The following is a 12,191-nucleotide window of genomic DNA, read 5'->3' on the forward strand; positions in this document are numbered from 1 at the left end:
CGGTGAGTCCCTTGAGCCAAGCGACCATGAGCCAAGCACATCCGACCCTCGGCGGTGTCCGGTACCGGCTGGCGCCCTGGGCGCGGATCGCCGGACTGACCGTGTGCGCGCTGCTGACGCTCGGGCCGGTCATCTGGACCGTCTCGACCTCCCTGCGCACTCCGGCCGAGTCCTTCGACCTGCCACCGCAGATCATCCCGACCCATCCGAGCACGGCCGCCTACCGGGGCGTCTTCGACCAGATCGACGTCTGGCTGCTCGCTCTCAACTCCACCCTGGTGACCGCCCTGATCGCGGTCGGCCAGATGATCACGGCGGGGCTCGCCGGGTACGCCTTCGCACGCCTCGAATTCCGGTTCAAACGACCGCTGTTCGGGCTGGTCCTGGCGACCATGATGGTTCCCCTGCAGGTCACGATCGTGCCGGTGTTCCTCGTACTCAAGTCGATGGGGCTGACCGACACCCTCCTCGGCCTGATCGTCCCGGCGTTCCCGACCGCGTTCGGCACCTTCCTGATGCGGCAGTACTTCCTCGGCATGCCGAAGGACCTCGGCGAGGCGGCCATGCTGGACGGCGCCGGGCCCTGGCGGATCTTCCGGTCGGTGTACGCGCCGCTGGCCACGCCCGGCCTGGCGATCGTCGGTGTGCTGGCCTTCAACTACCACTGGAACGAGTTCTTCCGCCCGCTCATCCTGGAGACCTCCGGCCAGAACTACACACTGCCGCTGGGTCTGGTCTCCCTCCAGGGCAACCTGGGCACCGGCTCCGTCTCGGTCGTCCTCGCCGGTGTCGTGCTGTCGATGCTCCCCGCCGTCGCCGTGTTCCTCGTCGGCCAGCGCCCTCTCCGCGAGGGCATCACCTCAGCAGGAGTCAACCGTTGAGCCTCGCCGCTCCCCAGGACCCCAACGCCCCGCGCTTCCGGGTCCGTCCGCCCGCCAACTGGATCAACGACCCCAACGGCCCGTTCCGTTGGCGGGACCGCTACCACCTCTTCTACCAGTACAACCCCGCCGCGCCCGTGCACGCGAACATCCACTGGGGCCACGCCTCCAGCCCCGACCTCGCCCACTGGGAGCACCACCCGATCGCCCTCACCCCGACCCCGGGCGGCCCGGACGAGGGCGGCTGCTGGTCGGGATGCGTGGTCGACGACGACGGCACCCCCACCGCCGTCTACACCGGGATCGGACACGACCACACCGGCCTGGGCACGATCTGCCTGGCCCGGGCGGCCGACCCGCTGCTCGTCCGGTGGCAGCCGGTGCCTGCCCCCGTCGTCGGCGCACCGCCCGAGGGCCTCGACGTGGTGATGTTCCGCGACCCCTTCGTCTTCCGGCACGCCGGGCGCCGCCACGCCCTCGTCGGCGCCGGTCACGCCGACGGCACCCCGTCCGTCCTGGTGTACGACTGCGACGACCTGACCGACTGGCGGTTCGCCGGGGTCCTGCTCGACGGCGACGACCCGGTCGCCTCGGACGCCTTCGGGGACAAGGCGGTGGGCTGGGAGTGCCCGCAGCTGTACCGGACGGCCGACGGCGGCCATGTCCTGGTGGTGTCCCTGTGGGACGGCGATCCGTGCTCCACCGGATACCTGACGGGCCGTCTTGTGAGCGACACCGGGGGCGGGTTGCGCTTCGAGGCCGCTGTCGGCGGGCGGCTCGACCACGGCCGGGACTTCTACGCGCCCGCCGTGCTCCAGGAGGAGGACCGTGCCCTGCTGTGGGGCTGGTCCTGGGAGGCGCGGGACACCCCCGAGGGCTGGGCGGGTGTGCTCACCGCGCCCAGGGTCGTCGGCACGCGTCCCGACGGCGGCCTCCTGGTCTCCCCCGCGCCGGAGCTGGACCTCCTGCGGGCGCCGGACCCGTTCGGCGCCGGACCGCTTCCGGTGTCGTACGACCTGGAGATCACCGCGCACGACCGTGCGACGGTGACCCTGCTCCGGTCCGGCGACAGCCGGCTGACGATCGGGCTGGATCCCCGGCAGGGGACCGTCACCCTGGACCGCACCGGCTGGCCCCGGGCCGGCCGGGAAGGGTCAGCGCCCCTTGCCCTGGGCACTCCCCCGGCCGCACCGCTCACCGTGCGCGTCCTCGTCGACGGCTCGCTGCTCGAACTGTTCGTGGCGGACCGGGCGACGGTCACCGAGCGGGTGTATCAACGTCCCGCAGATGTGCGGGAGTTGACGGTCGAGGGGGACGCCGAGGTCATCGGGTGGGAGCTGGTCCCACCGACGAGCGGCTGACCACCGGGCAGGCGAGGCGCCGGACGGTGGCGGGCGGGGTGCGGCCGGTGTCGATGGTGTCGAGCAGCAGCCGGGCCGCGGCCTCGCCCATCGCCCGGTGCGGCAGCCCGACCGAGGTGAGCGGCGGGGCGAGGAAGGCGGCCATGTGTTCCTGGTCGTCGTAGCCGATCACCGACAGTTCCTCGGGTACGGCGATCCCGAGCCGGGTCGCCGCGTGCAGGACGCCCGCCGCGACCCGGTCGTTGTAGCAGAAGACGCCTGTCGGGCGCTGCCGCGGGGCGACGCCTTCCAGGAGACGTGCGGCGCCCTCGTAACCGGCGACGATCTCGCCGCCGGACCGCACGACCCACTCCTTCGGGAGCGTGACCCCCGCGGCGCGCAGGGCGTCCCGGAAGCCGCGCAGCCGTTCGACGGAGGCGATGTCGTCCTGACCGCCGACCATCGCGATCCTGCGGTGCCCGGCGTCGAGCAGCAGCCGGGCCGCCGTACGGCCGCCGGCCCGTTCGGCCGGGACGACGGCCGGCAGCGAGTCGTCCTCGGGCAGGCAGTTGGCGAGCACGGAGTGGGTGCGGTGCAGGCCCTCGGGGACGCGCACCCGGCGCAGCGACATCGCCGCGTAGATGATGCCGTCGACGCGCCGGTCCAGGAGTTCGGCGACGGCCGCGTCCTCCTTGGCCGGGTCGCCGCCGGAGTCGATGGTGAGGACGAGGTGGTCCTGGTCCCAGGCGGTCTCCATGGCTCCGCGCAGCAGCCGTCCGGCGAACGGCGAGGAGGCGATCTCGTCGGTGACCAGGCCGATCACGGCCGTGCGTCGGCGGCGCAGGCCCCGGGCGACGGGGTCGGGCCGGTAGCCGAGTTCGGCGGCGGCCACCCGGATGCGTTCCTGGGTGGCGGGTGAGAGGTTGCCCTCGGCACGGCCGTTGAACACGAAGGAGACGGCCGTGTGCGAGACGCCGGCGCGCCGGGCCACGTCCTTCGACGTGGGCCGTCCGCCGCCGCTGCCGTTCCTGTCCTCGCCGCCGCCCATACCGCCCGCTGCTCGCTCGTCGCGCCCGCCCCGCTTGATCACCACTCACCCTATCCGTGAGGGTGGGGCAGGACACAGTCGACGGAAGGTCCCATCGTGACAAGCACTCCGGCGTACACGCTCAACGACGGTACGACGATCCCCGCCGTCGGCCTCGGCACCTGGCCGATGGACGACACGCAGGCCGAGCAGGCCGTTCGCCATGCGCTCGGAGCGGGTTACCGGCTGCTGGACACGGCCGTGAACTACCGCAACGAGACCGGGGTCGGCCGGGGTGTCGCGAGCAGCGGCGTCCCCCGCGAGGAGGTGGTGGTGACGACGAAGCTGCCGGGCCGCCACCACGGTTACGAGGAGACCCTCGCCTCCTTCGAGGAGTCCCGGCAGCGGCTGGGCCTGGAGTACGTGGACCTGTATCTGATCCACTGGCCCAACCCCCGGGTCGGCAGGTACGTCGACTCGTGGAAGGCGATGATCAAGCTCCGCGAGGAGGGGCTGGTGCGCTCGATCGGCGTCTCCAACTTCACCGAGGAGCACCTCGCGCGGCTGGAGAAGGAGACCGGGGTGCTCCCGTCGGTGAACCAGGTGGAGCTGCATCCGCTGTTCCCGCAGGAGGAGCTGCGCGCCTTCCACGCCGAGAAGGGCATCGTCACCGAGAGCTGGAGTCCGCTCGGCCGGGACGGCCGGCTGCTGCGCGACCCGGCCGTCGTCGGCGTGGCGGAGGCGCTCGGGGTGACGCCCGCTCAGGTCGTCCTGCGCTGGCACGTCCAGCTCGGCGCGGTGGCCATCCCGAAGTCGGCGGACCCCGAGCGGCAGCGGACCAACCTGGACGTGTCCGGCTTCCGGCTGAGCGCGGCCCAGACGGCGGCCGTCTCGGAGCGGGCCCATCAGCGCGTCGGCGGCGACCCGGACAGTCACGAGGAGTTCTGAGCCCCGGATTGCGCCGTTCCGGCCCCGCCCGGCCTCCTGGCGGCCTATGTTCACGACGGCACTCGATCTTCGGCTCAGGAGGCCTCTCGTATGCGCACCACCGCGCTCCGTACCGCCGTGGCCGGGGTGGTGGCCGCCGGCACGCTGCTGACCTGCGGCACCGCCCAGGCCACCCCCGCCGGACCCGGGGTGACCGGCAGGGTGATCAGCCAGACCACCGTCGGGGACACCGACTACGTCCTGCGGGAGATCACCGTCCCGCCCGGCCAGACCACCGGCTGGCACTACCACGACGGCCCGGTCTACGGGTACGTCCAGAAGGGCACGCTCAGCCACTTCCACTCCGACTGCCGGGAGGACGGCGTGTACAGGCGGGGCGGCACGGTGTACGAGCCGGGCGGCTCCGGCGATGTGCATCTGGGCGCCAACCTGGGCGACACCGACCTGGTCCTGGACGTCCTGTATGTCCTGCCGCACGGCTCCCCGTACGCCGAGTCGGTGCCGAACCCGGGCTGCGACTTCGAGTAGTCCGGGTGGTCCCCTTCACTGCTCCATGACCGGCAACGGGCCCTCGGGCAGCGGCTGTTCGGCCCAGATGGTCTTGCCGCTGCCCGTCTGCCGGCTGCCCCAGCGCTGGGTGAGCTGGGCGACGAGGAGCAGCCCGCGGCCGCCCTCGTCGTAGGCGTGCGCCCGGCGCAGATGCGGCGAGGTCGAACTGCCGTCGGAGACCTCGCAGATGAGGGCGCGGTCGCGGATCAGCCGGAGCCGGATGGGCGGTACGCCGTAGCGGATGGCGTTGGTGACGAGTTCGCTCACGACGAGTTCGGTGACGAAGGCGGCCTCGTCCAGGCCCCAGGCGGTGAGCCGGTCGGTGGCCTCCTGCCGGAAGTGGGCCACCTGGGCGGGGTCGGGCGGCACCTCCCAGGTGGCGACCCGGTCGGCGCCGAGGGTGCGAGTGCGGGCCAGCAGCAGCGCGACGTCGTCGGAGGGCTGCTCGGGCATGACGGCCTTGAGCACGTTGTCGCTGAGGGACTCCAGGGAGTCGGCCGGCGCGCACAGGGCCCGGCACATCTCCTCGGTGGCGCGGTCCACGTCCCGGTCGCGGTCCTCGACCAGTCCGTCCGTGTAGAGGGCGACGACGGCGCCCTCGGGCAGTTCGAGCTCGGTCGCCTCGAAGGGGAGGCCGCCGACGCCGAGCGGCGGGCCCGCGGTCATCGGGATCAGCTCGGCGGCACAGCCCGGCAGCACCAGGGCGGGTGCCGGATGGCCGGCGGCGGCGAGCGCGAGACGGCGTGAGACGGGGTCGTAGACCGCGTACAGACAGGTGGCGCCCGACTCGGCGACCTCCTCGCCGGGGCCGTCGGCGGCCAGGTGGGTGACCAGGTCGTCGAGGTGGGTGAGGAGCTCGTCGGGCGGCAGGTCCACGTCCGCGAGGGTGCGGACGGCGGTGCGCAGCCGGCCCATGGTGGCGGAGGAGCGGATGCCGTGGCCGACGACGTCGCCGACGACCAGGGCGACCCGGCTGCCGGAGAGCGGGATCACGTCGAACCAGTCGCCGCCGATGCCGGCCACCGATCCGCAGGGCAGATAGCGGTGGGCCACCTCGACGGCGGCCTGGCCGCGCGGCAGGCCGCTGGGCAGCAGGCTGTGCTGGAGGGCGAGGGCGGTGGAGCGCTCGCGGGCGAAGCGGCGGGCGTTGTCGATGCAGACGGCGGCGCGGCTGGCGAGTTCCTCGGCGAAGAGGGTGTCGTCGGTGACGTAGTCGTCGGGGTGGTGCATCCGCACGCCCACGACGACGCCGAGCAGCGTGCCGCGTGCCTGCAGGGGCACGGCGATCATGGAGTGGACGCCCTCGCGGTGGGCGCGGCCCTCGGGCGAGCGGGCGTTGCGTTCGTCGACCCAGCGGCGGAACTCGGGCTCGCCGGCCTGGCTGACCACCGCCCGCCGCTCCCGCAGCGCCCGCGCCGGCGGTGAGGCCGCCAGGTGCACCTCGGTCTCGCCCAGCCGTACGGCGGCCTCGGGGGTGCCCTCGGTGGCGGAGCCGTGGGCGACCCGGCGCAGCACGATGTCGCCCTCCGGCACGATGGGCAGTTCCTCGGAGCCGAGGACCCAGTCGAGGAGGTCGACGCTGGCGAAGTCGGCGTACCGGGGGACGAGGAGTTCGACGAGTTCCTCGGCGGTGCGCACCACGTCCAGGGTGGTCCCGATGGAGGTGGCGGCCTCGTTGAGGAGGGCGAGCCGCAGCCGGGCCAGGTACTGCTCGGTGCTGTCGAAGGCGGCGAGGGCGACCGCGGTCAGCTCCCCGCCGGGGTCGCGCAGCGGCCACATCTCGATGCTCCAGGCATGGTCCCGGTTGAGGGCCGGGGCGCCGGTGAAGCTCTCGTAGCGCAGGGCCCGGCCGGTCTCGACGACCTGGCGCAGATGGCGCAGGAAGCCCTCGCTGTGCGGGGCCTCCTCGACGGTGTCCGGGAAGAAGCGGCCGAGCAGGGCTTCCTCGGGGATGCCCATGACATGGCAGGCGGCCGCGTTGGAGCGGAGGTAGCGCTGGCCGACGTCGAAGACCGACATGGACATGGAGGCCTGCTGGAACGCCTGTCCGGCCAGGGTGGGGTCGGCCTGCCAGGGCGGGTCGGCGGTGAGCACGTATCCGGTGGTGCCGCCGTCGGGGCCGAGGACCGGGCAGGCGGTCAGGGCGATCTCCAGCGGCCGCCCGTCGGCGTGGCGCAGGGTGACGGTCCCGGAACGGGCGGCCAGCGTCCGCGCCGGGACCTCCTCGGCGAGCAGGTCGGCGGCGGGCCGGCCCACGACCTCCTGGGCCGGGCGCCCGGTGAGCACCCGCGCGCCCTCGCTCCACCCCGTCACCCTGCCCAGGGCATCGATGACCGCCGCGGCCGCGACACGCTCCATACGCCCCAGGATGAGACCTATGGCCCGGGGCATCAAGCGCGGACGCGGACCGTCTCAGCCCTGGTGGCCGCGGAGGGCGGCCAGCGCCCGGTCGGCGTGGGTGTTCATGCGCAGCTCGCTGCGGACGACCTCCAGGACGGTGCGGTCCTGGGCGATCACGAAGGTGGCCCGCTTGGTGGGGGCGAGCGAGAAGCCTCGCTTGACGCCGAACAGCTCCCGGACGGCGCCGTCGGGGTCGGAGAGCAGCGGCATGCCGAGGGTGTGCTTCCCGGAGAACTCCTGCTGGCGCTCCACGCTGTCCCCGCTGATTCCGACCGGTTGCGCGCCGGCGGCGGCGAACTCGCTCGCCAGGTCCCGGAAGTGGCAGGCCTCGGCGGTGCAGCCCGCCGACAGGGCGGCCGGGTAGAAGAACAGCACCACCGGCCCGTCGGCCAGCAGCTCCGTGAGCGTCCGGGTCGTACCGGTCTCGTCCGCCAGCGCGAAGTCCTCGACCTTGCTTCCGACCTCGACGGTTCCCGCCATCTATCGGCCCTCCTCGTTGCGTGCGACACCGCGCGCCCACAGCACCAGGGGGATCTGGAGCGGCAGGCGGGCGAGGGCCGCGGTCCTGAGCGGCTCGGGCCGCTGCTGCCAGTCGACGGCCATCTGCACATTGGCCGGGAAGACGCCGACGAAGAAGGCGGCGGCCGCCTTGGCCGCCGCCTTGCGGGTGCGCGGCAGGGCGATGCCCGCCGCCAGCGCCAGTTCCACGGCCCCGCTCCCGTACGTCCACGCCCGGGGCGCCCCGGGGAGCACCCTGGGGATCGTGGCGTCGAAGGACTTCGGCGCCACGAAGTGGGCGACCCCGGCGGTGGCCAGCAGCCCCGCCAGGAGCAGGGGTGAACGTTCGGACCGGGACACGAAGCCTCCTCAGACGACCTGCCGCCGGATATTACCCGGCGGTACCGCCCCGGTCCGCGCCGGGCCCTACTCCAGGTAGTAGGTGGCGTCCTCCTTGTCCAGCGTGGTGCCGGGCGCCTGGACGTAGAGCAGGTTGTTGTAGTGCCGTATGTACCGGCCCGGGTAGTTGTACGACTCCAGGGAGACCCCGGCCGGGTCGGCGAGGCCGGAGCGCTGGTGGAAGGAGGCGTCGCTGTCGAAGGCGGTGCTGCCGTCGTCCTTCTCCACCCACACTTCGAAGTTCTTGTGGCGCAGGTAGTAGCCGGGGTAGTTCGCCGACTCCAGGGAGACCGTGCCGGAGCCGGCGAGTCCGGTGACGATCCGGAACTGGGAGTCGGCGAGGTCGGTGACGTTCGCCTCGATCCTCGCGCGGAAGTCGTAGTGGCGGATGTAGCGGTCCGGGTAGTTGTACGAGGACAGGCGGACCGGGGAGACGCCGTCGGCGACCGGGGTGCCGAAGTCGGGGGTGCCGTCGGCTTTCCAGTAGACCTTCTGCAGACGGGTGCGGCGGTTGGGGTCGTTCAGCGGGTCGCCGGTGATGTCCTTGTAGCCGCGGTCGTGGTAGACGAGGATGTCGGACTTTCCGTCCTCGGAGACGGTGAACGAGTTGTGCCCGGGCCCGTACTGCGAGGTCGAGGCGTTGGTCTTGAAGACGGGTGTCTGGCTCTTGGTCCAGGAGGCGGTGTCCAGCAGATCGCTCGACGCGGACGCGGTGAGCATGCCGAGGCAGTAGTTGGCGTCGGTGGCGCTGGCGGAGTAGGTCAGGAAGACCTTGCCGCCATGCTGGATGACGGCCGGGCCCTCGTTGACCTTGTAGCCGATCGTCTCCCAGGAGAGCGTGGGCTGCGAGATCTCCACCGGGGTGCCGCTGATGGTCCAGGGGTTGGCCAGCCTGGCGATGAACAGGCTGGTGTTGTTGTCCTCGGCGGGGTTGTGCTGTGCCCAGGCCAGATAGCGCACGCCGTTCACGACGAAGGTGGTCGCGTCCAGCGAGAAGCTCTCCCAGGTGGTGGTGATCTGGCCCTTCTCGGTCCAGGTCCCGGTGAGCGGGTTGGCGGCGTCGGTCTCCAGGACGTACATCCGGATCGCCCACACGTCACTCGTCGAGCCGGCGGCGAAGTACACGTACCACTTGCCGTCGATGTAGTGGATCTCCGGTGCCCAGATGTGGGCGCCCATGACACCGCTGGCGTGCTTGGTCCAGATGGTGGTCTCCGGGGCGGTGGAAAGGCCCTGGAGGGTGGTGGCCCGGCGCAGCACGATGCGGTCGTACTCGGGGACGGTGGCGGTGAAGTAGTAGTAGCCGTCGAGGTGCTTGTAGATGTGCGGGTCGGCCCGCTGTTCGGCGATCGGGTTGGTGAAGGTCACGGCGGGAGAGGTGGGGACGGCCGCGTGCGCGGGGGTGACGGTCAGGACGAGGGCGAGGGCGGCGAGGACGGCGGTCAGCGTCCGGCCGACGATACGTCTCACGGTGCGGGTGGTTCCTCTCGGTGGCGGCGGGTGCGGGTCAGGTGGTGGGCGTGAGGCGCCACTGCTGGCAGGTGTTGTTCAGCCAGGTCCACTGGCGTACGTCGGTGCCGTCGGCGGTCCCGCAGTCGGCGACGTCGGCGACCTTGCCGCTGTTGGCGTTCGCGATCCGGACGTGGTCGCCGCCGGTGTAGATCAGCCGGAACTTCTGGCAGTTGTTGTCGAGCCAGGACCACTGGCGCAGGTCGGCGCCGTCGGCGGTGGAGCAGTCGGCGGTGTCCAGGACCTTGCCGGTGGCCACGTTGACGAGCCGGCTGGTGTCGTTGCCCTGGTCCTCGACGCGCCACTTCTGGTTGGCGCCGCCGTTGCAGGTCCACTGGAACACATTGGTGCCGTCGGCGGTGTTGCCGCCCGCCACGTCGAGGCACTTGCCGCTGTTGCGGTTGACCAGGGTGTACGCGGTCGGGGTCGTCGCGGTCTCCCCGGACGGTCCGGCGAGGGACGTCCCGGTGGCGACGGGCGTGCCGAGGTTCGGGGTTCCGTCGGCGTTCCAGGTGAACTTCTGCGCGCGGGTCGTCCGGGCGTTGCCGCAGCCGCCGCTCGCCGAGCTGTTGGCGTGGTAGACGATCCAGTTCTCGGTGCCGTCCGGCGAGCTGAAGAAGCCGTTGTGGCCGGGGCCGTACACGCCGTTGGCGTCACTGCGCTGGAAGACGGGCGATGCCGACTTGGTCCAGGAGGCGGCATTCAGCGGGTCGGTGCCGGTGAGTTCCAGCAGGCCGAGCTTGTAGTCGGCGGTCTGGCAGTAGCTCGCGGAGAAGGTGAGGAACGTCCTGCCGTCGTGGTACAGCGGTTCGGGGCCCTCGTTGACGGCGGCGCCGGAGGTCTCCCAGCCGAGGGTGGGCTGCGAGATCACGGTGAAGGCGGCACCGCTCACCGTGTACGGGTTGCTCATCGGCGCGATGACCAGGCTCTGCGCGCTGCCGCCGACGAAGCCGCTGCCGACGAGGTAGAGCCTGCCGCCGTACTCCAGGACGCTCGGGTCGATGAGCCAGCCGCCCGGGGTGAGGTTGGAGCCGGTGAGCTGGTTCTTGTAGGTGTACGGGCCCATGGGGTCGGTGCCCGCGCTCTCCAGTACATAGGTCCGCTGGGTGTCGCAGCAGGCGGCGCCGGACTGGCCGGCCACGTAGTACAGGTACCAGTGACCGTCGAAGTAGTGGAACTCCGGGGCCCACATGTTGGCGTTGCGTCCGGCGGTGGTGTCGGACCACACCTGGACGCCGGGCGCGGTCGCCAGGCCCGCGAGCGTGGGCGACCTGCGCATCAGCAGTTCGTTCGTGAACGTCGTGTTGATCAGGTAGTAGTTGCCGTCGTAGTACTCCAGCCAGGGGTCGGCGCCCTTCTGCGCCTTGACCGGGTTGGTGAACGGGCGGCCGTCGGCCGCCGCCGCGGGCTGTGTGGTCACGACGGACCCGAGTACGGCGAGCAGCGCCGCGACGAGCACGAGCCAGGGGCGGGTGCGGAGCACGGTGAGTCCCTTCCGGCGGTCAATTCGTTCGGAATACCGAACGACGTACGGAACTTCGACCAGAAGGTAAGGGGGTGGCAATGACACGTCAATGGGTTGGACGTGTCGAGTTGGGTTTCAAGAGGCGTGCGGGGGTGGTGCGTTGACCGCCCTAGCCGGCGTCGCTCCCGTCGACGTACAGGCAGAAGGGATGGCCCGCCGGGTCGAGCAGCACGCGCACATCGGCCTGCGGCTGATGGCCGGCCTCGCGCGCGCCGAGTTCGACGGCGTGCGCGACGGCGGCCCGCAGGTCCGTCACCTCGAAGTCGAGGTGCATGGTCATCCGTTGGGCCCCCGCCCGTGCGGGCCAGACGGGCGGGACATATCCCTCGGAGAGCTGGAAGGCGAGGTAGGCGACGCCTTCCGGCGGGGCGACGGCCGCCCCGTCGGGCTCCTCCTTCACGATCTCCCAGCCCAGCAGTTCGGCGTAGAAGCGCGCCAATGCCTGCGGATCGGGGGCTTCGAGCACGACGCCCCACCAGTCGTGCCGGGACATTCGGGGAACACCGGGCTGACCCTCGGACCGTCCGCGCATGCCGGAAACCTACATGGTCCCGGCCGGACGCACCGTCTCTCCGGACTCCTGGCCGGGCTCGTCCTCCACCGCGTACGCCAGGAAGTCGTCGACCATGCGATGGAAGAGCACGGCAAGCTGCCGCAGCTCCTCCGGCTTCCAGGCGCCCAGCGCGAGCTGCATTCCGCGCGCCCCGGCGTCCCGGACACGGTCGACGGCGTCCCGGCCGGCGTCGGTGAGCTCGATCCGCTGGGCCCGGCGGTCGTCCGGGTCGGGGACACGGGTGACATAGCCCGACTTCTGGAGTTGCTGTACCGTCCGCGTCACATGGGACGCCTCGACACCGAGGCGCTGCGCCAGCTCCCCCGGGCGCAGCGGCTCGGAGTCGGCGACCTGGCGCAGCAGGGCGACCGCGGCGCGGTCCAGCGGGACGCCGGCGAGGGCCATCAGCCGCTCGTGCTGCCGGGCCCTGGTGCTCAGATAGGTGATACGGGTCAGGGCGCGCTCGATCTCGACCACCTCCGGGGTGGCGGCGGGGACGGCTGGTAGCGGTTCTGTGGACATACCAGCCAGTTTACCATATCGTTGCGTAACTCAAGTAAGT

General features: G+C 71.8%; 12 protein-coding genes. 4 read left to right on the forward strand and 8 right to left on the reverse strand.

Annotated elements, in window-relative coordinates; translation table 11 throughout:
* Positions 1-26 precede the first annotated feature (26 nt).
* Positions 27-881, forward strand: a complete 855-nt coding sequence (locus tag ACIPSJ_RS46635; protein WP_359223423.1) for a carbohydrate ABC transporter permease — start codon at positions 27-29, stop codon at positions 879-881.
* A complete protein-coding gene (locus ACIPSJ_RS46640; RefSeq protein WP_401355585.1) occupies positions 878-2,242 on the forward strand; it encodes a glycoside hydrolase family 32 protein in 1,365 nt (454 codons plus the stop codon). The genes ACIPSJ_RS46635 and ACIPSJ_RS46640 overlap by 4 nt, the downstream gene beginning before the upstream one ends.
* Here ACIPSJ_RS46640 and ACIPSJ_RS46645 read toward each other — a convergent pair.
* The gene (locus tag ACIPSJ_RS46645; protein WP_401356026.1) at positions 2,205-3,269 is read right to left on the reverse strand and encodes a LacI family DNA-binding transcriptional regulator; all 1,065 of its coding nucleotides are present in this window, start codon (positions 3,267-3,269) and stop codon (positions 2,205-2,207) included. The two genes, ACIPSJ_RS46640 and ACIPSJ_RS46645, sit on opposite strands and share 38 nt — an antisense overlap.
* A 96-nt stretch (positions 3,270-3,365) precedes the next feature.
* On the opposite strand from ACIPSJ_RS46645, the gene ACIPSJ_RS46650 reads away from it, so the two are divergent.
* Both ACIPSJ_RS46650 and ACIPSJ_RS46655 read left to right on the forward strand, forming a co-directional pair.
* Positions 3,366-4,196 (forward strand): aldo/keto reductase, encoded by an 831-nt coding sequence (locus tag ACIPSJ_RS46650; RefSeq protein WP_401355587.1) that lies wholly within the window; start codon positions 3,366-3,368, stop codon positions 4,194-4,196.
* Positions 4,197-4,286: 90 nt separating this feature from the next.
* Positions 4,287-4,724 (forward strand): cupin domain-containing protein, encoded by a 438-nt coding sequence (locus tag ACIPSJ_RS46655; RefSeq protein ID WP_359223428.1) that lies wholly within the window; start codon positions 4,287-4,289, stop codon positions 4,722-4,724.
* A 15-nt stretch (positions 4,725-4,739) separates the two neighbouring features.
* Here the strand turns inward: ACIPSJ_RS46655 and ACIPSJ_RS46660 are convergent, their stop codons facing one another.
* The 7 genes from ACIPSJ_RS46660 to ACIPSJ_RS46690 form a co-directional block, all read right to left on the reverse strand.
* Positions 4,740-7,103: a SpoIIE family protein phosphatase gene (locus ACIPSJ_RS46660; protein WP_401355590.1), complete on the reverse strand. Its 2,364-nt coding sequence runs from the start codon at positions 7,101-7,103 to the stop codon at positions 4,740-4,742.
* Between the two features lie 54 nt (positions 7,104-7,157).
* A complete protein-coding gene (locus ACIPSJ_RS46665) occupies positions 7,158-7,625 on the reverse strand; it encodes a peroxiredoxin (protein ID WP_359223433.1) in 468 nt (155 codons plus the stop codon).
* Complete coding sequence (locus tag ACIPSJ_RS46670; protein WP_359223435.1) at positions 7,626-8,003, reverse strand: DoxX family protein; 378 nt, start codon at positions 8,001-8,003, stop codon at positions 7,626-7,628.
* Between the two features lie 66 nt (positions 8,004-8,069).
* A complete protein-coding gene (locus ACIPSJ_RS46675) occupies positions 8,070-9,512 on the reverse strand; it encodes a family 43 glycosylhydrolase (RefSeq protein WP_401355594.1) in 1,443 nt (480 codons plus the stop codon).
* Positions 9,513-9,549: 37 nt separating this feature from the next.
* Entirely contained in the window at positions 9,550-11,034 is a 1,485-nt protein-coding gene (locus ACIPSJ_RS46680; RefSeq protein ID WP_401355597.1) for a family 43 glycosylhydrolase, read from the reverse strand.
* A 151-nt stretch (positions 11,035-11,185) separates the two neighbouring features.
* Positions 11,186-11,608 carry a VOC family protein gene (locus ACIPSJ_RS46685; protein WP_401355600.1) on the reverse strand — a complete coding sequence of 141 codons (423 nt, stop codon included), beginning with the start codon at positions 11,606-11,608 and terminating at the stop codon, positions 11,186-11,188.
* Between the two features lie 9 nt (positions 11,609-11,617).
* Positions 11,618-12,151, reverse strand: a complete 534-nt coding sequence (locus ACIPSJ_RS46690) for a MarR family winged helix-turn-helix transcriptional regulator (protein WP_401355602.1) — start codon at positions 12,149-12,151, stop codon at positions 11,618-11,620.
* Between the last annotated feature and the right edge of the window lie 40 nt (positions 12,152-12,191).

Source organism: Streptomyces sp. NPDC090088 (genome assembly GCF_044747345.1).
GTDB lineage: Bacteria > Actinomycetota > Actinomycetes > Streptomycetales > Streptomycetaceae > Streptomyces.